Source organism: Actinoplanes sp. NPDC051859 (assembly GCF_044452725.1).
Taxonomy (GTDB): domain Bacteria; phylum Actinomycetota; class Actinomycetes; order Mycobacteriales; family Micromonosporaceae; genus Actinoplanes.
This window is the reverse complement of record NZ_JBITBX010000002.1, coordinates 505,640-526,473: the sequence shown is the minus strand read 5'-3', so window position 1 is coordinate 526,473 and position 20,834 is coordinate 505,640. Positions and strand designations below refer to the sequence as shown.

Annotated in this window: 16 protein-coding genes; 7 read left to right on the top strand and 9 right to left on the bottom strand. The window is 67.5% G+C overall.

Annotated elements, in window-relative coordinates; translation table 11 throughout:
- The first annotated feature begins 96 nt into the window (after positions 1–96).
- The 3 genes from ACIA1L_RS06395 to ACIA1L_RS06385 all read left to right on the top strand — a co-directional run bounded on the left by ACIA1L_RS06395 (position 97) and on the right by ACIA1L_RS06385 (position 2,171).
- Positions 97–804, top strand: a complete 708-nt coding sequence (locus ACIA1L_RS06395) for a maleylpyruvate isomerase family mycothiol-dependent enzyme (RefSeq protein WP_396071460.1) — start codon at positions 97–99, stop codon at positions 802–804.
- A gap of 2 nt (positions 805–806) precedes the next feature.
- A complete protein-coding gene (locus tag ACIA1L_RS06390; RefSeq protein WP_396071459.1) occupies positions 807–1,457 on the top strand; it encodes an MBL fold metallo-hydrolase in 651 nt (216 codons plus the stop codon).
- Between the two features lie 84 nt (positions 1,458–1,541).
- The gene (locus tag ACIA1L_RS06385) at positions 1,542–2,171 is read left to right on the top strand and encodes an ATP-dependent Clp protease proteolytic subunit (protein WP_396071458.1); all 630 of its coding nucleotides are present in this window, start codon (positions 1,542–1,544) and stop codon (positions 2,169–2,171) included.
- 132 nt (positions 2,172–2,303) lie between these two features.
- On the opposite strand, the gene ACIA1L_RS06380 is transcribed toward ACIA1L_RS06385, so the two are convergent.
- Positions 2,304–2,729 carry an uL11 family ribosomal protein gene (locus tag ACIA1L_RS06380; protein WP_396071457.1) on the bottom strand — a complete coding sequence of 142 codons (426 nt, stop codon included), beginning with the start codon at positions 2,727–2,729 and terminating at the stop codon, positions 2,304–2,306.
- A gap of 309 nt (positions 2,730–3,038) precedes the next feature.
- Between ACIA1L_RS06380 and typA the strand changes: the two genes are divergently transcribed.
- Positions 3,039–4,904: a translational GTPase TypA gene (typA, locus tag ACIA1L_RS06375; RefSeq protein ID WP_396071456.1), complete on the top strand. Its 1,866-nt coding sequence runs from the start codon at positions 3,039–3,041 to the stop codon at positions 4,902–4,904.
- Between the two features lie 88 nt (positions 4,905–4,992).
- Here typA and ACIA1L_RS06370 read toward each other — a convergent pair whose 3' ends face one another.
- From ACIA1L_RS06370 to rpsA, 4 genes are all read right to left on the bottom strand, one after another.
- Positions 4,993–5,988 (bottom strand): TerC family protein, encoded by a 996-nt coding sequence (locus ACIA1L_RS06370; RefSeq protein WP_396071455.1) that lies wholly within the window; start codon positions 5,986–5,988, stop codon positions 4,993–4,995.
- Between the two features lie 819 nt (positions 5,989–6,807).
- Positions 6,808–8,940 (bottom strand): excinuclease ABC subunit UvrB, encoded by a 2,133-nt coding sequence (gene uvrB, locus ACIA1L_RS06365; RefSeq protein WP_396071454.1) that lies wholly within the window; start codon positions 8,938–8,940, stop codon positions 6,808–6,810.
- Positions 8,941–9,275: 335 nt separating this feature from the next.
- Positions 9,276–10,475 carry a dephospho-CoA kinase gene (gene coaE, locus ACIA1L_RS06360; protein WP_396071453.1) on the bottom strand — a complete coding sequence of 400 codons (1,200 nt, stop codon included), beginning with the start codon at positions 10,473–10,475 and terminating at the stop codon, positions 9,276–9,278.
- 242 nt (positions 10,476–10,717) lie between these two features.
- The gene (rpsA, locus tag ACIA1L_RS06355; protein ID WP_396071452.1) at positions 10,718–12,232 is read right to left on the bottom strand and encodes a 30S ribosomal protein S1; all 1,515 of its coding nucleotides are present in this window, start codon (positions 12,230–12,232) and stop codon (positions 10,718–10,720) included.
- A gap of 489 nt (positions 12,233–12,721) precedes the next feature.
- Between rpsA and ACIA1L_RS06350 the strand changes: the two genes are divergently transcribed.
- Genes ACIA1L_RS06350 through ACIA1L_RS06340 form a run of 3 tightly spaced genes read left to right on the top strand, consistent with a single transcriptional unit; the run spans position 12,722 to position 14,080 of the window.
- Positions 12,722–13,561: a class I SAM-dependent methyltransferase gene (locus tag ACIA1L_RS06350; RefSeq protein WP_396071451.1), complete on the top strand. Its 840-nt coding sequence runs from the start codon at positions 12,722–12,724 to the stop codon at positions 13,559–13,561.
- Positions 13,558–13,764, top strand: a complete 207-nt coding sequence (locus ACIA1L_RS06345) for a DUF2945 domain-containing protein (RefSeq protein WP_396071450.1) — start codon at positions 13,558–13,560, stop codon at positions 13,762–13,764. Before ACIA1L_RS06350 ends, ACIA1L_RS06345 begins: the two co-directional genes overlap by 4 nt.
- Positions 13,754–14,080, top strand: coding sequence for a DUF3140 domain-containing protein (locus ACIA1L_RS06340; RefSeq protein WP_396071449.1), 327 nt, complete (start codon positions 13,754–13,756; stop codon positions 14,078–14,080). The genes ACIA1L_RS06345 and ACIA1L_RS06340 overlap by 11 nt, the downstream gene beginning before the upstream one ends.
- A gap of 978 nt (positions 14,081–15,058) precedes the next feature.
- On the opposite strand, the gene ACIA1L_RS06335 is transcribed toward ACIA1L_RS06340, so the two are convergent.
- From ACIA1L_RS06335 to ACIA1L_RS06320, 4 genes are all read right to left on the bottom strand, one after another.
- Complete coding sequence (locus tag ACIA1L_RS06335; RefSeq protein WP_396071778.1) at positions 15,059–15,406, bottom strand: ArsR/SmtB family transcription factor; 348 nt, start codon at positions 15,404–15,406, stop codon at positions 15,059–15,061.
- 874 nt (positions 15,407–16,280) lie between these two features.
- Complete coding sequence (polA, locus tag ACIA1L_RS06330; RefSeq protein ID WP_396071448.1) at positions 16,281–18,980, bottom strand: DNA polymerase I; 2,700 nt, start codon at positions 18,978–18,980, stop codon at positions 16,281–16,283.
- 65 nt (positions 18,981–19,045) lie between these two features.
- Complete coding sequence (locus ACIA1L_RS06325; protein ID WP_396071447.1) at positions 19,046–19,810, bottom strand: amino acid ABC transporter ATP-binding protein; 765 nt, start codon at positions 19,808–19,810, stop codon at positions 19,046–19,048.
- Positions 19,807–20,829, bottom strand: coding sequence for an amino acid ABC transporter permease (locus ACIA1L_RS06320; RefSeq protein ID WP_396071446.1), 1,023 nt, complete (start codon positions 20,827–20,829; stop codon positions 19,807–19,809). Before ACIA1L_RS06320 ends, ACIA1L_RS06325 begins: the two co-directional genes overlap by 4 nt.
- Positions 20,830–20,834 lie beyond the last annotated feature (5 nt).

Genomic DNA, 20,834 nt, shown 5'->3' with positions numbered 1-20,834 from the left:
CGACGCGTCGGATTCGAACCTACGGTCGGCGCCGCCACCCGCGAAAGCGATTTCTCCGGCCGGTGCACGGCTTCCCCACGGACTAGGTTGTGAGGGGTGACCATCGATCCACTAGTGCTGATGACCGATGTCGACCAGGCCACGGAACGCCTGATCCGGACCGCCGAGGAGCTGGAGCCGGGTGCCGAGCGCGCAGCCTCGCCGCTTCCAGGTTGGACGATCGGCCATGTGCTCACCCACGTGGCCCGCAACGCTGACTCCCTGACCAACTTGCTGACCTGGGCGCGGACCGGCGTGGAAACTCCGCAGTACCCGACCGCCACCGCCCGCGCCGAGGGCATCGAGGCCGGCCACGGCCGATCGATCCCGGAGCAGGTCGCCGACCTGCGCGAGGCCCATGATCGGTTCGCGGATGCGGCGGCAGCGATGCCCGCCGCGGCGTGGACCTTCCACCTGCCGCACTGGGGACGCTCCGCGGCGTTCGTGCCGTGGGCCCGACTGCGCGAGGTCGAAGTGCACCACGTCGACCTGGGCCGCGCCTACTCGCCGGAGGACTGGCCGGATGCGTTCGCGTTGCGGCTGCTCCGCGAGATCGTCTCCGGTGCCGACGACAGCGCACCCGCGTTGGTGCTGCGCCCGCACGGCCTGGAGCATCCGCTGACCATCGGCGCGGTGACCGACGGCACGCCGACGATCGAGGGGCCGACCCGGTCCTTGGCCGCGTGGCTCGCCGGTCGCGCCGCCGGCTCCGACCTGACCGTCTCCCCCGCCGGCGCGCTGCCGGCCGTACCGGAATGGAAGTGACGATGGGATACACCGGCGATGTCAGCCCCGGCTCAGCTCCGGCCGTTCGCGAGTTGCGTGGCCTGACGGTGACCAAGGTGTCGGTCGGGCCGTACGACAACAATGCCTACCTGCTGCGCTGCGCCGCTGACGGCACCCAGGTGTTGATCGACGCCGCCAATGATGCGGCGACCTTGGTGAAGCTCGTCGGCGACGGCGGCCTGTCGGCAGTGGTGACGACCCACCAGCACCCCGACCATCACTTCGCTCTCGCCGAGGTAGTGGCGGCAACCGGCGCCCGCTCGTTCGCCGGCGCCGATGACGCCGAGGGCATCCCGGTGGTGACCGACCCGGTCCGGGACGGCGACACTATCCCGGTCGGCGACTGCACCCTGGAAGTCATCCACGTCGTCGGCCACACACCCGGCTCGATCGTGTTGCTCTACCGCGAGCCGGACGGCATCGCCCACCTCTTCACCGGCGACTGCCTCTTTCCCGGCGGCGTGGGAAAGACCGTCGGCGAGGAGAACTTCCAGTCCCTGATCGGCGACGTGGAGGCCAAGTTGTTCGGACGGCTGCCCGACGACACCTGGTTCTATCCGGGCCACGGCAAGGACTCGACGCTCGGCGCCGAGCGTCCCCACCTGCCCGAATGGCACGCGCGCGGCTGGTGATCGCGCGCCTGGGTCAGCCCTGGGCGGAAACGTCTGGGGCTGCCGGGGTTCGGACGTAGGGTCGGGAGCACGAGGGAGGCCGCGATGGAGCTGCGTCACGATCCGCTGCGCTGGCAGCCGTACCCGCCGTCACCTGAGCCGTGGCCCGGTGCCACACCCGGCGGCGCGGGTCCCGGCATTCCCGGCTGGCTGGAGGAGCGCCTGTTCGACCAGCGCATCGTCATGATCCGTGGGCCGCTGACCAGTGCGGCGGCCAGCGGCATTGCGGCAGCGCTGCTCACCCTGGAGGCCGCCGGCCCGGAGCCGGTGCACCTGCATGTGGCGAGCGGCGGCGGCGAGCTGAACGCGGCCCATGCGGTCATCGACGTGATCGACGCGATGCACGCCCCGGTGCATGCGGTGGTCACCTCCGAGGCCGGTGGGGCCATCCTCGCGGTGCTTGCGGCCGCCGAGAGACGCTCGGCCTACCGGCACGCCCGCTTCAAGCTGGCAGAACCCAGAGCGGCAGGCGTCACGGGTACGGCGGACGAGGTCGCAGCGGCGGCCGGGCAGCACCTCCGCGAGTTGGAAGAGGTGATCCTGCGCCTCGTGGACGCGACCGGCCAGACTCGCAGCCGGGTGGAGGACGACCTCTCCGCAGGCCGCAGCCTGACGGCGGATGAGGCGAAGGACTACGGCCTCATCGACGAAGTGATCGCGGGCAAAGCCCGGTAGCTGACCGCGGGCAGCCCGGTAGCTGACAGCTGGCGTCGCCCCGGTCATTGACTGCAGGCGGCTTCGGGGAAACGCCGCGGCGCGGCTCCCCCGGAGGGGAACCGCGCCGCAGAAGAAGCTGGTGACCGAAACTTACTCGGCGACCTTGACGCCCATCGACCGGGCGGTGCCGGCGACGACCTTGATGGCCGCGTCGATGTCGTTGGCGTTCAGGTCGGGGAGCTTGCGCTCGGCGATCGACTTGATCTGGTCGCCGCTCAGCGTACCCACCGTCTGCGTCAGCGGGTTGGACGCGCCCGACTGGATGCCCAGAGCCTTGCGGATCAGGAAGCTCGTCGGCGGCGTCTTGTATGCGAGCGTGTGGGACCGGTCCTCGTAGACGGACACGATGACCGGGATGATCTCGCCCCGGTTCTTCGCGGTCGCCTCGTCGTACTCGACCTTGACGGCACGCATGTTGGCGCCGGTGGGGCCGAGCATCTTGCCGAGGTCCACCATCGCGGCGTTACCCGCCTCAAGCGCGAGGGTCACCTCATGGGTCTTTTTCTTGGGCGGCATTGCGCAAAAGCTCCTTAGTGTGTGCTGCACGGGCCAAGTACAGGAGCTCGCCAGCATTCAACGCACGACAACCCCGAGACTTTACTTCCGGGCTCGGCCACGGGTCAAAACGCCATGGGGGTGAGCGCGCGGGTGCACAGTCTCGGGTTCCACCGGACAGTGTATCTCGGCCCTCCGCGAGGCCACGGACCGGCTCGGCCCCCGCCGCAGCCCATCAACAAAGCGGATATAACGGACGGGGGTTGACACCGGTCACGGGAATCAACCCCGGGGCATCAGCGGTAACCCAGACCGGCGACAATGGGCCCCATGCAGACCCGCACCGACCTCCGCAACGTCGCCATCATCGCTCACGTCGACCATGGCAAAACCACCCTGGTGGACGCCATGCTGCGCCAGGGCAGCCAGTCCCACGCGCGCGGCGAGATGGCTGACCGCGTCATGGACTCCATGGACCTGGAGCGGGAAAAGGGCATCACCATCCTCGCCAAGAACACGGCGATCAGCTACCAGCCCGCCGACGGCGAGCCCGTCACCATCAACATCATCGACACCCCCGGCCACGCCGACTTCGGCGGTGAGGTCGAGCGCGGCCTCACCATGGTCGACGGCGTCGCCCTGCTGGTGGACGCCTCCGAGGGCCCGCTGCCGCAGACCCGCTTCGTGCTCCGCAAGGCCCTGCAGGCCAAGCTGCCGATCATCCTGATCATCAACAAGGTCGACCGGCCCGACGCGCGGATCAAGGAGGTCGTCGACGAGACGTACGAGCTGTTCCTCGACCTCGACGCCGACGAGCACCAGATCGAATTCCCGATCGTGTACGCCTGCGCCCGCGACGGCATCGCCTCGCTGACCCAGCCCAAAGACGGCACCGTCCCCGAGGACAGCACCGACCTCGAGGTGCTGTTCAGCACGATCCTCGACACCATCCCGGCGCCGACGTACAACGAGGACGCGCCGCTGCAGGCGCACGTCGTCAACCTCGACGCCTCGCCGTTCCTCGGTCGCCTCGCGCTCTGCCGCGTCCACCAGGGCACGATCCGCAAGGGTCAGACCGTCGCCTGGTGCAAGACCGACGGCACCATCGCCAACGTCCGCATCTCCGAGCTGCTGATGACCGAGGGCCTCGAGCGCAAGCCCGCCGAGAGCGCCGGCCCCGGCGACATCATGGCCGTCGCCGGCATCGCCGACATCATGATCGGTGAGACCCTGGCCGACGCGGAGAACCCGATCCCGCTGCCGCTCATCCATGTCGACGACCCGGCCATCTCCATGGTCATCGGCACCAACACCTCGCCGCTGGTCGGCAAGGTCAAGGGCGCCAAGGTCACCGCCCGGATGGTCAAGGACCGGCTCGACAAGGAGCTCATCGGCAACGTCTCGCTCCGCGTCCTCAACACCGAGCGCCCGGACGCCTGGGAGGTCCAGGGCCGTGGTGAGCTCGCCCTCGCCATCCTGGTCGAGCAGATGCGCCGCGAGTCCTACGAGCTCACCGTCGGCAAGCCGCAGGTGGTCACCAAGGAGATCAACGGCAAGGTGCACGAGCCGGTCGAGCGGCTCACCATCGACGCCCCCGACGAGTACATGGGCGCCATCACCCAGCTGCTCTCCACCCGCAAGGGCCGGATGCAGGAACTGATCAACCACGGCACCGGCTGGCTGCGGATGGAGTGGCTGGTCCCGGCCCGCGGTCTCATCGGATTCCGGACGGAGTTCCTCACCGAGACCCGCGGCACCGGCATCATGCACCACCTGTTCGAGGACTACGAGCCGTGGTTCGGCGAGCTGCGCACCCGCCAGAACGGTTCGCTCGTCGCCGACCGGGCCGGCGCGGTCACCGGCTTCGCGATGATCAACCTGCAGGAGCGCGGCCAGCTGTTCGTCGAGCCGTCCACCGAGGTGTACGAGGGCATGATCGTCGGCGAGAACTCCCGCGAGGACGACATGGACGTCAACATCACCAAGGAGAAGAAGCTCACCAACATGCGCGCCGCCAGCGCTGACAACACCGAGCGTCTGATCCCGCCGCGCAAGCTGTCCCTGGAGCAGGCCCTCGAGTTCTGCCGCGAGGACGAATGCGTCGAGGTCACCCCCGCCGCCGTCCGCATCCGCAAGGTCGAGCTCGACCAGCAGGTCCGCGGCCGCACCGCCGCACGGCGCAAGCACCAGCAGTAAAGCGATGCGGGTACGGTGCTCGGCACCGTACCCGCTCAAACAGCAGAAACCCGCGACCACCGCAAGGTGACCGCGGGTTTCTTCGTTTTCAGAAGCTCTGCAGTTCCTTCTTCTGATCGCGCGACGACTTGACCAGGCTCGCGACCGTGGCGATGCCGAGCGTGCCGATGATGACCAGCAGCGACAGCCAGATCGGGATCTCCGGCGCCCACGAGACACCGTCACCGCCGTTGATGAAGCCCAGTGAGTTGGTGTGGAGCGCCTCGAGGAACAGCTTCACGCCGATGAACGCGAGCACGAACGACAGGCCGATGTTCAGGTAGACCAGGCGCTCCAGCAGCCCGCCGAGCAGGAAGTAGAGCTGCCGCAGGCCCATCAGCGCGAACACGTTCGCGGTGAAGACCAGGTACGGCTCTTTGGTGATGCCGAAGATCGCCGGGATCGAGTCGAGCGCGAAGATCAGGTCGGTGGTACCGATCGCGATCATGACGATGAGCAGCGGCGTGAACAGCCGCTTGCCGGTCTCGGTGACGACGGTCAGCTTGCCGCTGTCGAAGGAGTTGGTCAGCGGCAGGACCCGACGGGCCCACCGGATGAGCATGTTCTCCTTGAAGTCGTCCTCGTCGTTCTCACCGTTCTTCAGCAGCGTGATCGCCGTGTAGACCAGGAACACGCCGAAGATATAGAACACCCACGAGAACTGCTGGATCAGCGCGGCACCGGCGGCGATGAACGCACCCCGCATCAGCAGCGCCAGCACGATCCCGATCAACAGCACCTTCTGCTGGTACTGCCGCGGCACGTTGAACCGCGCCATGATGATCATGAAAACGAATAGGTTGTCGACGCTCAGCGAGTACTCGGTGAGCCACCCGGTGAAGAACTCCCCCGCCGGTGTCCCGCCGGCCGTGATCCACAGCCCGACCCCGAAAGCCATGGCGAGACCGACGTAGAAGGCGACCCAGCCACCGGCCTCCCGCATCGACGGCTCATGCGGGCGCCGTCCCACGATCAGCAGATCGACGGCCAGCATGATGATGAGGGCGGCGAGGGAAACCAGCCACACCCAGGTAGAAACGATCAACGAGGACCTCCGGCAGACACGGTTCAACGCCGCACCGGAATGGGGATCCGAAGCGGCGAGGTGACTGTCGGAGGTCTCTTCCGCCTCCGCCCGGCGAGCGAAGACCACCGGCCCCGGGCACGCCCCAAGGGCGTTGACCGTGTTGACGAGACCGGCGCAGAGGAATACTCCCCTCCTACGGGAGCCATTGTGTCCCATGACGAGCCGTAGCGACACGTCACCCCACTTAATCGTGGCGGGCCTCTCGCCGCGCGGTGGCGTTTCCGGCACACACCCGACACAGCCTCTCTCGCATCCTAGGAGGCTAGTTCGTCACCGGTGCTATTTCTCCGCTTTCCGTCGCAGCAGCCGGATACGCAGTTTCCTTCTGCGGGCGCAGAAGATGTATCGATGGCGGCAGGTCTGATGGCCGGCAGGCAGACTGGCCTCTCGGCCGGTTGGGGGCTAGCGACCGACGGGAATTGGCAGGCGGCTCGAGCAGTTGGCGCGGCGGCCGGGGCGGGCCGCGGGCGAATCGCGCAGCTGCCGCGGCAGCCGGGGCGGGCCGCGGGCGAATCGCGCAGCTGCCGCGGCAGCTACGGATGGCCCGCGCAACTGGCGGGCGGCCGGGCAACTGACGGCTACAGGTTGGAGCCTGCGGGCAGGCGGTGGGGTGGTTAGCGGACCTGCTGGAGTCAGCAGGCCGGCGGTGGGGCGGCAGCCGCAGGCGTCAGCAAACCGGCCGATCCGGGCTGGCCGACCGACAAATAGCCGGCCAGCCGACAGGCAGGCACCAACCACCCACCATCGAACGAGGCATCGACTCAGCTAGCCCAGGCGCTACTTCACCCCCGCGACGTCCATGCCTCGGAGTTCCTTTTTCAGCTCGGAAACCTCATCGCGAATGCGGGCGGCCAGTTCGAACTGGAGCTCTCGGGCAGCGCCGAGCATCTGGTCGTTGAGGTCTTGGATGAGCTGGGCCAGCTCGGCGCGGGCCATGCCTTCGCGGGCCGGGGCGGAGGAACCTCGGGCCTTGGAGCGGGTTTCTGGCACCGGGCCCTTGCCGCGGGACATTTGGCGACCGGCACCGCCGACGACATGACCGCCGGGGCCGTGGCCGCCAATGGCGGTGTCGGTGTCCTCGGCTTCGCGGTAAATGTCGTCGAGAATGTCGTGGATCTTCTTGCGCAGAGGCTCGGGGCTGATGCCGTGCGCCTCGTTGTGCGCAATCTGCTTGGCGCGACGGCGGTCAGTCTCTTCTATCGCGTCGCGCATGGATGGGGTCATCTTGTCCGCATACATATGGACTTCGCCGGAGACGTTGCGGGCTGCGCGGCCGATCGTCTGAATGAGGGAGCGGCCGCTGCGGAGGAAGCCTTCCTTGTCCGCGTCGAGGATCGCGACGAGGGAGACTTCCGGGAGGTCGAGGCCCTCGCGGAGCAGGTTGATGCCGACGAGGACGTCGTAGTCGCCCTTGCGGAGCTCCTTGAGCAGTTCCACGCGGCGCAGGGTGTCGACCTCGGAGTGCAGGTAGCGGACTCGGATGCCGTTCTCGAGCAGGTAATCGGTGAGGTCTTCGGCCATCTTCTTGGTGAGCGTGGTGACCAGGACACGCTCGTCCTTGTCGGTGCGTTCCTTGATCTCGTGCATGAGGTCGTCGATCTGCCCCTTGGTGGGCTTCACGATGACCTGCGGGTCGACCAGGCCGGTGGGGCGGATGACCTGCTCGACGAACTCGCCGGCGGCCTGCTGCATCTCCCACGGGCCGGGGGTGGCCGACAGGAAGACCATCTGGCCGACGCGCTCCAGGAACTCGTCGAAGCGCAACGGCCGGTTGTCGGCGGCGCTGGGTAGGCGGAAGCCGTGCTCGATGAGGATGCGCTTGCGGGAAGCGTCGCCCTCATACATACCGCCGATCTGCGGGATGGTTACGTGCGACTCGTCGATGACGGTGACGAAGTCGTCCGGGAAGTAGTCGAGCAGCGTGTAGGCGGGGTCGCCGTACGACCGGCCGTCCATGTGCATCGAGTAGTTCTCGATGCCGTTGCAGAAGCCGACCTGGCGCATCATTTCGATGTCGTAGGTGGTGCGCATCCGCAGCCGCTGGGCTTCGAGGAGTTTGCCCTGCCGCTCCAGCTCGGCAAGCCGCTCGGCCAGCTCGGCCTCGATGTCGCGAATGGCACGCTCCATCCGCTCCGGGCCGGCGGCGTAGTGCGTCGCCGGGAAGATCACCAGCTGGTCGACCTCGCGAACGATCTCGCCGGTGAGCGGGTGCAGGTAATACAGCTTCTCGATCTCGTCGCCGAAGAGCTCGACCCGGATGGCAAGTTCCTCATATGCCGGGATGATCTCGAGCGTGTCCCCCCGGACCCGGAACGTGCCCCGCTGGAAGGCCATGTCATTGCGGGAGTACTGGATCTCGACGAGACGCCGCAGCAGCTTGTCGCGGTCGACCTCCTCCCCCACCTTGACCTTGACCGCTCGATCCAGATATTCCTGCGGCGTGCCCAGGCCGTAAATCGCGGAAACGGTGGCGACGACGACGACATCGCGCCTGGTCAGCAGCGACATCGTGGCGGAGTGGCGCAGCCGCTCGACCTCTTCGTTGACCGACGAGTCCTTCTCGATGTAGGTGTCGGTCTGCGCGATATACGCCTCAGGCTGGTAGTAGTCGTAGTAGCTCACGAAGTATTCGACGGCGTTGTGCGGCATGAGCTCGCGAAACTCCTTGGCGAGCTGGGCACACAGCGTCTTGTTGGGCGCGAGGATGAGTGCCGGCCGCTGCAGCTTTTCAATCAGCCACGCGGTCGTCGCGCTCTTACCCGTGCCGGTGGCGCCCAACAGCACGGTGTGCCGGTCACCGCGGCGCACCCGCCGCTCCAACTCGGCGATGGCCGTGGGCTGGTCGCCGGCCGGCTGAAATTCGCTGATGACCTGGAACGTGCCGTCGAGACGTGGGATGTCGAGCGCCATGCTGACCACCGTACGTCGGGGGTGTGACAAGTTTTGGCGGGCCGGGAACGACGCTGTTCGTAGGGTGCACATTCGGTTCCCGCGGCGGGCATTGTCCGACCTTGCCGTGCCTGTCTACCCTGGTCCGGTAGGCCGCTCGCGGCGGCCTCCGGTTCGATCCGGCGCCACCACTCGGCGCCACGGCCCGGACGAGACTGCTGCCCCGGCTCCGGTCGGTGAGCGCATCTCGAAGGTCACGCGACAGCGTCGACCGGCCGCCGCGAGCGCCCCCTAACCCCAGAGCCGGCCCGACAGCAGCTGCCAGCCGACGGTTCAATGCCCCCGCGAGACCGCAGTCAGTAGGACGGAGGCTGCCAGCCGGTGGCCGCAGCCCACGCGTTTGCTGCTTCGGCCTCGGCGTCGAACCAGGGCTCCTTCGCCTCGGCGTACGTCGCGGTGTCGCGGTGGCGGCTGGCCCAGCGGGCTTTGGCGGACGCGTACTCGTCGCGCACCGCAGGGTCGGCCCGCAGGTGATCACGCATGAGGAGGGCGAAACGCCAGCCCGGGGAGCCGGCCACGCGGACATGAAGGTGAACGGGGCGACCCGGGTCCGCGCTGCCGTGCAGCCGTTTCGGCCAGGTCTTGCCTGGTATGCCGCGCGCGTTATCGAACCATTCTCCGTCTCGGCGGGGAAGGCCTGCGCCGGCTAGTGCGTCGGCGAGCTTGTCGGCCTGCTCCAGTGTCGGAAGCGCCAACATCAGGTCGAGCACATCCTTGGCGGGCAGGCCCGGCACGGCTGTCGAGCCGATGTGTGAAACGTCCGCTGCGTGGCCGAGCTGCGGGCGTAGAGCGTGGTCGATCCGGGCGATCCAGCGTGCTGCCTGCCCAGGCCAGGTGGGATCCGGGGCCACCACCTGCAGGCTCTGGTCGGTCGGCGCGCGCCGGCGAAGCAACAGATTCTTCGCGTACGGCTGGAGGCGGCTGTGCCACAGTTCGTCGACGTGAGCCATGAGCTCGTCGAGTCCGCCGTTGTTATCGAGCACCACGTCGGCAGCGGCGCGCCGGTCGGCGTCGCTGGCCTGGGCGGCGATGCGGGCGGCGGCCTGGTCTTCGCTCATCCCCCGCTTGCCGACGAGCCGGGCGATCCGCACCTGCGGGCTCGCGTCAACCACGATCACCAGGTGGAACGTGGCGGCGAGGCCGGTCTCCACCAGCAGCGGAACGTCGTTGACGACGATCGCATCAGCTGGCGACGTGGTGACCAGCTCGGCGGTGCGGGCGCGTACGCGGGGGTGGATGATGCCCTCAAGCTGACGCCGGGCCACCTCGTCGCCGAAGACGCGGGCGCCGACGGCGATCCGGTCGAGCTCGCCGTCAGCCCCCAGCACCTCCGGCCCGAAGACGGCGACAACCTCGGCCAAGCCTTCGGTCCCCGCGGCGACGACTTCGCGCGCCAGCTTGTCAGCATCGAGGATCACCGCGCCTAGCTCATGCAGCCGCTGCGCGACCGCGCTCTTGCCTGCACCGATCCCGCCGGTTAGTCCCACCTTCAACACGCGCCCAGTATCCCGGTTGGCCCGGCTGCTGTCAGTGCCGAGGCAGCAGCCTGTGGACAACGGCCAGGCTGAGGGCTCAGCGCGAGCCGGATGGCACGGCGTTCGGCAACAAGAAACCCCGCTCACCGGCCACGAAGGCAGGTGAACGGGGTTCCTTCTCGTTACGTCAGCCCGAAGGCCGGCAGGCAGGTCACCGGCCCGGAGGCCGGTGACTCACCGTGGTGCTTGGTGCTGAGCGGTGGTCAGCTCTTGCCGCCGGCGAGCTTCTCGCGCAGAGCGGCGAGGGCCTCGTCGGTGGCCAGGGTGCCGGCCGGCTCCTCCGCGGCGCGCGCCGGGGCCGACGTGCTCGTGGAGGAGGAGGTGGAGGTGGAGGACGAGGTGGTCACGCCGCCGGCCGGAGCCGGGTTGAGCGCGGCCTCGGCGTCGGCCTCGCGGGACGCCTGGACCTGCTTGGTGTGGGCCTCCCAGCGCTCGCGGGCGTCGGCGTACTGCTTCTCCCACGCTTCGCGCTGCTTGTCGAAGCCCTCGAGCCACTCGCCCGTCTCCGGGTCGAAGCCCTCCGGGTAGATGTAGTTGCCCTCGTTGTCGTACGTGGCGGCCATGCCGTAGAGGGTCGGGTCGAAGTGCTCCTCGCCCTCGACGAAGTTCTCGTTGGCCTGCTTGAGGGACAGCGAGATCCGGCGACGCTCGAGGTCGATGTCGATGACCTTGACCATGACGTCGGAGCCCACCTGGACGACCTGCTCGGGCAGCTCGACGTGCCGCTCGGCCAGCTCGGAGATGTGCACCAGGCCCTCGATGCCGTCGTCGACGCGGACGAACGCACCGAACGGAACCAGCTTGGTGACCTTGCCCGGCACGATCTGGTTGATCGCGTGGGTCCGGGCGAACTGGCGCCACGGGTCTTCCTGGGTCGCCTTCAGCGACAGCGAGACGCGCTCGCGGTCCAGGTCGACGTCGAGCACCTCGACCTCGACCTCCTGGCCGACCTCGACAACCTCGGACGGGTGGTCGATGTGCTTCCAGGAGAGCTCCGAGACGTGCACGAGGCCGTCCACGCCACCCAGGTCCACGAAGGCACCGAAGTTGACGATCGAGGACACGACGCCCTTGCGGACCTGGCCCTTCTGGAGCTTGTTGAGGAACTCGGTGCGGACCTCGGACTGGGTCTGCTCGAGCCAGGCGCGGCGGGACAGGACCACGTTGTTGCGGTTCTTGTCCAGCTCGATGATCTTCGCCTCGAGCTCACGGCCGACGTACGGCTGGAGGTCGCGGACGCGACGCATCTCGACCAGGGAGGCCGGGAGGAAGCCGCGGAGGCCGATGTCGAGGATGAGGCCACCCTTGACGACCTCGATGACGGAGCCGCGAACGACGCCGTCGTCCTCCTTGATCTTCTCGATGGTGCCCCACGCGCGCTCGTACTGCGCGCGCTTCTTCGAGAGGATCAGGCGACCTTCCTTGTCCTCCTTGGTGAGGACGAGGGCTTCGATGTGGTCACCGACCGACACCACTTCCGCGGGGTCCACGTCGTGCTTGATCGACAACTCGCGCGAGGGGATGACGCCCTCGGTCTTGTAGCCGATGTCGAGCAGGACCTCGTCCCGATCGACCTTGACGACGGTGCCTTCGACAATGTCGCCGTCGTTGAAGTACTTGATGGTCTCGTCGATGGCTGCGAGGAATGCTTCCTCCGAGCCGAGATCGTCGACGGTGACCTTGTTGGCGCTCGAGGTGGCCTCGATGCTGCTCGTCATGTGGACTGTTGCTCCGAACGGAATGGTGTCGTGGTGTCTCTCGCGCCCCGCGGAACTGCCGAGCGGACACAGCACGAACATCCGGTGATCACCACGCTGGAGCTTGCGGTCAAGCGAAGACGATCAAGCGAGCAGGACATGCTGGGACCGACGACTTGCGGAACCTGCTCCCTGCCGAGGCACACGATCCGCGAGTGCATCGACTAGCTTACCGTGCGCATTACCACAGGTTGCAAGCCCTCCTCGGGACCGAGCCATATTCTTCCCGGTCCGGCCAAGATCACGACCGTTTTGCGCTGTTTGTGCCTGACCGGAGGGAGGTCAAGCTGCGTGACTCAGCGATATGGGTCGATATGCAGCAAATCCCCCGATCGGGTGTGCGCGGGATCTCCCCCACCAAACTCCCGGCGCCGGTCCGGCCGGTCGCGCTGAAAGTGCCCGTGAGCTGCCGTGTGCAAAAGTGTCGTAGTGTGCCCGTACGGTGGCTCAGTGATCGAAGCACAGCCCCCCACCCAGGCCGGATCGCTGCGCCGCGCGGTGACCGACGACGAGAGCCGCGTGGCGAGCCGACATTGGTGGGACCTGGACGCCGACGACTACCAGGAAGAACACGGCTCTTTCCTGGGTGATGTCGATTTTGTCTGGTGTCCCGAGGGTCTCCGCGAGGCCGACGCACGCCTGCTCGGCGAGGTGCGCGGCAAGCGGGTGCTCGAGCTCGGCTGCGGCGCGGCCGCAGCCGCACACTGGCTCGACGGCCAGGGCGCCGATGTGATTGCCATGGATCTGAGCGCGGGGATGCTGCGCCATGCGCAGCAAGCCCAAAACCGTTCGGGTGTACGCGTGCCGCTCGTGCAAGCCGACGCCCTCGCCCTGCCCTTCGCCTCGTCCGCATTCGATATCGTCTGCACCGCTTTCGGGGCGCTGCCCTTCGTCGCAGACTCCGAGGCAGTCATGCGAGAGGTCGCCCGCGTGGTGCGCCCCGGCGGCCGATGGGTGTTCTCGATCACCCACCCGATGCGGTGGATCTTCCTCGACGAGCCGGGCCGGGAAGGGCTGGTGGCGGTCCACCCCTACTTCGATCGCCGCCCATATGTGGAGCAGGACGAGGCAGGCCAGCCGACGTACGTGGAGCAGCACCGCACCCTCGGCGACCGCATCCGCGAGCTGGTGGCGGCCGGATTCGTGCTGACCGACCTGATCGAACCCGAATGGCCGGACGGCCACGACCAGATCTGGGGCCAGTGGAGTCCACTGCGCGGCCGGCTCTTCCCCGGCACCGCGATATTCGTCAGTTACTTGCCTGACGCCTCGGGTATCCCCAGGTCATGAGCGTGAAAAAGGGCGACAAGGTGACCTGGAAGAGCCACGGCCAGAACGTACAGGGCACGGTGCAGAAGAAGATCACGTCCCGCACCTCCGAATCTGGACGCGTGGTCAACGCCTCGCCCGACGAACCGCAATACAAGGTCAAGAGCGCCAAGACCGGCCGAACGGCGGTGCACAAGCCGGAGGCACTGCACCATGACAGCTGACACTTACGAAGAATTCCGCGACGCGGTGAACATGACCCCGGCGGAGCTGGAGAAGTGGCTGAAGACGGACGAGTCGCATGATGTCGGCCAGAAGTCTTCCAGCAGTGGGGAATCGGTCGGGCACGACAGCGGCCGGAAGATCATCAAGTTGTTGCATACCAAGAGGGGCGACCTGAAGGACGCGGACGAGGCGCACATGAAGAAGGTCGTCAGCTATGTGCACCGCCATCTGGCGCAGCGGCCGACCGGCGACGTGACAGATACGAAGTGGCGGTACTCGCTGATGAATTGGGGCCATGATCCGCTGAAGAAGTGACTCTGCGCGAACCTGTCTCTAGCTAGCCGTCGCTCTTGGGTAACCGTCGCTGCCGGGACGGAGGGCGGCTTCACCGTCGCTGCCGGGACGGAGGGCGGCTTCACCGTCGCTGCCGGGACGGAGGGCGGCTTCGAGGAGTGCGATGTCGGTGGCGTCCTTCGGTCGGCGTGGTAGGGCAGGGTTCCACAAGGGGAGCGACCGCTTGATTTCCACCTGCGCTTCCGGCGTGATGATGGGGCAAGTGAAATCGGCCAACACCAGCTGGCGAGCGGCTCGTTCGTCGACAATCCTGGACACGCTTCGGGCTCCTCACCTCAAGCTGCTGGCCGGCCGGACCGATAACCGGAACTTTGGCGGACACTAGCCCGCCGCGATCATCGCAGCGACCACGTTCCTGGCGACAGCGGCCCACCACCGGACCTGCTCCCACCTGCCGTCGACGTGGGGCCGCTGCCCGAGCCCATCGACGGTTTCCCCTGGACCGACACCGTCGCCTCGGATTTACCATGCCGACACAGTCACAGCGACTCTTGCAGCGGCGTCCACGTTGGGCAGTCGAATCGGGCAGCCGGAATCGGATAGCCAAGTGAGCGTGCCGGAGGCAGACGGCGCACCGCAGGTCGGACGACAGGTCGATCGCCACCACAGGGCTCAGATAGCCGCCTCAAGGCCGAGACCCGAGACCAAGCCAGAGGCCGATATCCGGCGACAGAGCCGAGAGCAAGCGACAAGAGGCGCCAACGGCAAGGCCGAGAGCCTGCAACGGAGCCAGTGCCAGCAACGGAGCGAGCGCCGGCGCGCGGAGCCAACAACGGAGCCAGCGCCGGCAGTAGGAACCAGCGCCGGCGGCAGGAACCAGCGCCGGCGGCAGAACCAGCGGCGGCGGCAGGAACCAGCGGCGGCGGTAGGAACCAGCGCCGGCGGTAGGAACCAGCGGCGACTAGCCCTCCCGCACCTGGGGAGGGCAGGCGACTGGCGTCAGGCGGCGGGGGTGGCTTCGGTGGTGACGTCGAGGAGTTCAGCGAGGATGGCGAGGGCGCTGGGGACCATGCGGTAGTAGACCCAGGTTCCTCGGCGGTCGCTGTCGACCAGGCCGGCCTCGCGGAGGACCTTGAGGTGGTGGGAGATCGTGGGGCCGGTCAGGTCGAACGAGCCGGCGAGGTCGCAGACGCACACCTCGCCGCCGCCGGCGGAGGCGATCATGGAGAGGAGGCGGAGTCGGACCGGATCGCCCAGGGCCTTGAACATCGGCGCGAAGGTGCGGGCCTGATCGACGGCGAGGGGCCGGCGCACTACGGGGGCCCACGCCCCCGATAGCGATGTCATCTCAATGGAAGCGCTGGGCATGAGCCCACCCTTGCAGAGTCGGGCAAGCCCGCGGCGCCGGAATTCTGACAGCTTGGCGAGTGCGCGGAGATCTCCGTTGCTCAGCGCAAGAATGCATTTCACGGAGAGGAGTTTCTGGGCTGTCAAGAAAATGATCCCTTGGACCTATGCTCCGATGAACTTCCTGGTCACGGCCGGTTCACGGAGGCCTAATTCGCATAGGAGAGGTCGGCGAATGGCCGCGACGATCCGTAATCGAATGAGCCTCGATCGGCGGCTGAATGGGTCGCGAATCACATTTCCTGTCGGCTACCCGATCGGGTGGAGGCCCTCGCAAGGTGTCACGTTGAGAGTGGTTCGGGCAGCGTTTCCAGGACTTAGGGGCAGGCATTCCCCGCTACGTCAACCCCTTTCAGTGTCCGATGTGGGCGGTGACCTGCGCGTCCTCGTTTGCGGCCTTCGGCCCCGGGGGTTGAAGGCCGCCGTCAACCCGGGGCCGCCGTCAACCCGGGGCCGCCGTCAACCCGGGGCCGCCGTCAACCCGGGGCCGCCGTCAACCCGGGGCCGCCGTCAACCCCGGCGGGTCGTCAACCCGGGGATGCCTCTAACCCCGGGGCAGCCATCGACCCACGGGGGGCTTCGACCCGAGGAGTGCGGCCGGTCGCCCACAACGACGTTCGCAGGCCGGTATGACCGGGTCGAAGGCCGGATCCAGCCAACGTCAGCAGCAGGGAAGAGTGTCAGCAGCCACCACCAACAAGGCGGGCGGCCGCAGCCAGCAGACGTCAGCAGCCACCACCAATCAGGTCAGCGACCGCTCCAGCAACGTTGGTTGCCGCAACCAGCGAGGTGGGCTGGCTGCGGCCGGGACGGGCTAGTGGTCGGCGCTGTTCCAGTCTTGGCCTAGGCCTACGGAGACTTCGAGGGGGACGGAGAGGGGGTAGGCGCTGCCCATGTGTTGACGGACGAGGGCTTCGAGGGGTTCGCGTTCGCCCGGGGCCACGTCGAAGACGAGTTCGTCGTGGACTTGAAGGAGCATGCGGGACGCCAGGCCGGCTGCACGGATGGCTTTGTCGACCTGGAGCATGGCCACCTTGATGATGTCGGCCGCCGAGCCCTGAATGGGGGCGTTGAGAGCCATGCGTTCGGCCATCTCGCGGCGCTGGCGGTTGTCGCTGCTCAGGTCCGGCAGGTAGCGGCGGCGGCCGAGGATGGTGGCCGTGTAGCCGTCCTGGACTGCGCGGCGGACGACTGCTTGGAGGTAGTCGCGGACGCCGCCGAAGCGCTCGAAGTATTCGGCCATGAGGGCGCGGGCTTCGTCGGTGGAGATGGTGAGCTGGTTGCTCAGGCCGAAGGCGCTCAGACCGTACGCGAGGCCGTAGTTCATGGCTTTGATCTTGCGGCGTTGATCGGCGACGACCTCGTCAATGGGGACGTGGAAGACCGATGAGGCGGTGGCTGCGTGGAAGTCGGCGCCGGAGTTGAAGGCGGCGATGAGGGCTTCGTCGCCGGAGAGGTGCGCCATGATGCGCATCTCGATCTGGCTGTAGTCGGCCGTCATCAGGGACTCGAAACCCTCGCCGACGACGAAGGCTCGGCGGATGCGGCGGCCTTCCTCGGTGCGGATGGGGATGTTCTGCAGGTTGGGGTCGGTGGATGAGAGCCGGCCGGTGGCGGCCACGGTCTGGTTGAACGTGGTGTGGATGCGGCCGTCCTCGGAGACCGACTTGAGCAGTCCGTCCACGGTGGACTTGAGCTTCGCCACGTCGCGGTGCCGCAGAAGGTGTTCGAGCAGGGGGTCGCCGGTCTGGGCGAAGAGACTCTGCAGCGCGTCGGCGTCGGTGGTGTAGCCCGACTTGATTTTCTTGGTCTTGGGGAGGTCCCGCTCGACGAACAGGATTTCCTGGAGCTGCTTGGGCGAGCCGAGGTTGAACTCGCGCCCCACCACCGCGTGTGCCGCCTGTTGGGCCGCCTTGACCTCGGCGGCGAAGTGGGCCTCGAGCTCGGAAAGGTAGCCCGTGTCGGCGGCGATACCGAGGTGTTCCATTTCACCGAGGACGATTTCGAGCGGCTGTTCCACTTCGGCGAGGAGGCGTTGCGAGGCGCCGTCGTCGCGGGACAGCTCTTCGATGAGGGTGTCGGCGAGGTCGAGGGTTGCGCGGGCCCGCAGCATGACGTTCTGCTCGGCAGCGCCCTGGTCGTCGCCGAGGCCGTCGAGGGAGAGGGTGAGTTGACCGTCGTCCGGCGCGTCGACGCGGAGCTCGCGCTTGAGGTAGCGCAGGGCCAGGTCGGTGAGATCGTAGGCCCGCTGGTCGGGTTTGGCTAGGTAGGCGGCGAGTGCGGTGTCGACGCGGACGCCGGCAAGGGCCCAACCGTGCGCACGGAACGCCAGCATGGCCGGCTTGGCGTCATGAATGATCTTGGGCCGCTCCGGGTCGGCGAGCCAGGCGGCGACCGCATGCTCGTCGGCCTCGTCGAGGGCCGCAGGGTCGAACCAGGCGGCCGGGCCGGCGCTGGTGGCAACCGCGATGCCGGTCAGGGTGCCGGTGCCGCGGCCGAAACTGCCGGTGACGGCAACGCCGACCGGGGCGTCCTGGGCGTGCTCGGCCAGCCAGGCGGCCACCTGGCCGGTGGTCAACACCGTGCCGTCGAGGTCGAAGCCGGACTCGGCCTCGGGCTCGACGGCTTCGAGGTAGGAGTAGAGGCGTTCGCGCAGCACCCGGAACTCGAGCGCGTCGAAGACCTGGTGCACCGCCTCGCGGTCCCAACCCTGCCATTTGACGTCTTCGGGGCGCAGCGGCAGCTCGAGGTCGCACACCAGGGCGTTGATCTCGTAGTTGCGCATCACGTCGGCCAGATGGGCGCGCAGGTTTTCGCCGGCCTTGCCCTTGATCTCGTCGACGTGGGCGATGATGCCGTCGAGGCCGCCGTACTGATTGATCCACTTGGCGGCGGTCTTGTCGCCGACGCCGGGGACGCCGGGAAGGTTGTCGCTCGTCTCGCCGACCAGGGCGGCCTTGTCGCGGTAGCGCTCGGGGCCGACGCCGTACTTCTTCTCGATGGCCTCGGGGGTCATCCGCCAGACCTCGGACACACCGCGGACCGGGTAGAGGATCGTGACGTGCTCGCCGGCGAGCTGGAAGGCGTCGCGGTCACCGGTGGAGATGACCACCTCGAAGCCGGCGTCGCGGGCCTGGCAGGAGAGCGTGCCGATGACGTCGTCCGCCTCGTAGCCGGGCTTCTCCACCACGGGGATGCGCAGCGCTTCGAGGACCTCCTTGACCAGGCTGACCTGGCCCTGGAACGGCTGCGGAGTCTCTGAGCGGCCGGCCTTGTAGTCGGCGTACTTCTCGGTGCGGAACGACTGCCGCGAGACGTCGAACGCCACCACGATGTGGGTCGGCTTCTCGTCGCGCAGCATGTTGATCAGCATCGAGGTGAAGCCGAACACGGCGTTGGTGGGCTGCCCCGTCTGCGTGGAGAAATTCTCCACCGGCAGCGCGAAGAAGGCTCGGTAGGCCAGCGAGTGGCCGTCGAGCAGCAGCAAGCGGGGGGTCTGGGCGTCGTCGCTCACGTCGGAGAACTCTAGTCCCGAGGTACGACAACTCCGCCGACCGCCCCGCCTGCTGGCTGTCCGAACTACAGCACTTTGCTGAGGAATGCCTTCGTACGTTCCTGCTGCGGGTTGCCGATGACTTCCCGCGGCGGACCCTGCTCGACCACGACGCCGCCGTCCATGAAGATCAGCGAGTCGCCGACCTCGCGGGCGAAACCGATCTCGTGGGTCACCACGATCATCGTCATCCCGTCGCGAGCGAGGTCCTTCATGACGTCCAGCACCTCACCGACGAGCTCCGGGTCGAGCGCGCTGGTCGGCTCGTCGAAGAGCATCAGCTTGGGCCGCATCGCCAGCGCCCGGGCGATCGCCACCCGCTGCTGCTGGCCGCCGGAGAGCTGGCCGGGGTAGTTGTCCTTCTTCGTGCCGAGCCCGACCCGTTCGAGCAGGGTCGCCGCGCGGTCGCGTACCTCGGACTTGTTCTCCTTCTTGACCCGCAGGGGTGCCTCCATGACGTTGTCGAGCACCGTCATGTGCGGGAAGAGGTTGAACCGCTGGAACACCATGCCGATGGACCGGCGCTGGGCAGCGACGGCCTTCTCGCTCAGCTCGTGCAGCTTGCCGCCGCGCTCCCGGTAGCCGATCAGGTCGCCATCGACCATGATGCGGCCGGCGTTGATCTTCTCCAGGTGGTTGATGCAGCGCAGGAAGGTCGACTTGCCCGAGCCCGACGGGCCGAGGACACAGGAGACCTCACCTTTCTTGACCACAAGGTCGACGCCCTTGAGCACCTCGAGGTGACCGAAGGACTTGTGTACGTTGTCGGCGCGCACCATCTCGTCCGTCATATACCCGTCCCTCCCCCCGACCGGGGGCCCGCGTACGGCGGCACCCCGCCGGTCTCGGCCGCAATGCCCTGCAGCTTCTGCTGAGCCTTAGCCGCTGAGCCGTAGCCCTTGCCGAAGTGCCGCTCGACGAAGTACTGCGCGATCATCAGGACGCTGCAGATGATCAGGTACCACAGCACGGCGGCGATGAGCACCGGCAGCACCACGAAGGTACGGGACTTGACCACCGTGAGCTGGAAGTACAGCTCGGCGGACACAGGCACGAAGGCCACTAGTGAGGTGTCCTTGACCATCGCGATGATCTCGTTGCCGGTGGGCGGCACGATCACCCGCATGGCCTGGGGCAGGACGACTCGGCGCAGCACCTGTCCGCGGGACAGGCCCAGCGCGACCGCGGCCTCGCTCTGGCCGGGGTCGACGGACTGGATGCCGGCCCGGACGATCTCGGCCATGTACGCGGCCTCGGACAGCCCGAGCGCCAGCATGCCGGCGACGAAGCCGGCCAGCAGGTCGCTCGCCTTGATGCTGTAGAACTGCCCGTTGAAGTTGTCGATGCCGAACAGGTCACCGATCTGCTTGTCGAACGGCAGGCCGAAGCCGATCCGCGACCACAGAATGTTCAGGTTGCCGAAGAGCACGGCCAGCACCAGCCGGGGGACCGCCCGGAAGAACCAGGTGTAACCGAAGGCCACGCCGCGCAGGATCGGGTTGTCCGACAGCCGCATGACGGCGATGATCACGCCCAGCCCTACGCCGATCGCCATCGACGTGACGGTGAGCAGCAGAGTGCCGCGCAGGCCCTCCATGACGGGCCCGGTGAACATGACGCCGTTCTTGCCGGGCTCGTACTCGAGGAAGATGAACGACCAGCGGAACTGATCGTTCGTGACCAGCATGTGGATGAACATCGCGGCGAGGACCGCGATGACTCCGATCGCCAGCCAGCGTCCGGGGTGCCGTACGGGCACGGCCTTGATGGCTTCCGGCCGTGCCCGTTCGGTGGTTGTCTGGTCGCTCATCCGCG

Excerpts from the sequence above, each read along its gene's own strand:
- rpsA (WP_396071452.1), bottom strand. The coding sequence starts at position 12,232 with ATGACGAGCAGCATCGAGGCCACCTCGAGCGCCAACAAGGTCACCGTC.
- ACIA1L_RS06385 (WP_396071458.1), top strand. The coding sequence starts at position 1,542 with ATGGAGCTGCGTCACGATCCGCTGCGCTGGCAGCCGTACCCGCCGTCA.
- ACIA1L_RS06325 (WP_396071447.1), bottom strand. The coding sequence starts at position 19,810 with ATGACGGACGAGATGGTGCGCGCCGACAACGTACACAAGTCCTTCGGT.
- ACIA1L_RS06390 (WP_396071459.1), top strand. The coding sequence starts at position 807 with ATGGGATACACCGGCGATGTCAGCCCCGGCTCAGCTCCGGCCGTTCGC.
- ACIA1L_RS06340 (WP_396071449.1), top strand. The coding sequence starts at position 13,754 with ATGACAGCTGACACTTACGAAGAATTCCGCGACGCGGTGAACATGACC.
- ACIA1L_RS06345 (WP_396071450.1), top strand. The coding sequence starts at position 13,558 with ATGAGCGTGAAAAAGGGCGACAAGGTGACCTGGAAGAGCCACGGCCAG.
- uvrB (WP_396071454.1), bottom strand. The coding sequence starts at position 8,940 with ATGGCGCTCGACATCCCACGTCTCGACGGCACGTTCCAGGTCATCAGC.
- ACIA1L_RS06380 (WP_396071457.1), bottom strand. The coding sequence starts at position 2,729 with ATGCCGCCCAAGAAAAAGACCCATGAGGTGACCCTCGCGCTTGAGGCG.
- ACIA1L_RS06335 (WP_396071778.1), bottom strand. The coding sequence starts at position 15,406 with ATGACATCGCTATCGGGGGCGTGGGCCCCCGTAGTGCGCCGGCCCCTC.
- ACIA1L_RS06320 (WP_396071446.1), bottom strand. The coding sequence starts at position 20,829 with ATGAGCGACCAGACAACCACCGAACGGGCACGGCCGGAAGCCATCAAG.
- typA (WP_396071456.1), top strand. The coding sequence starts at position 3,039 with ATGCAGACCCGCACCGACCTCCGCAACGTCGCCATCATCGCTCACGTC.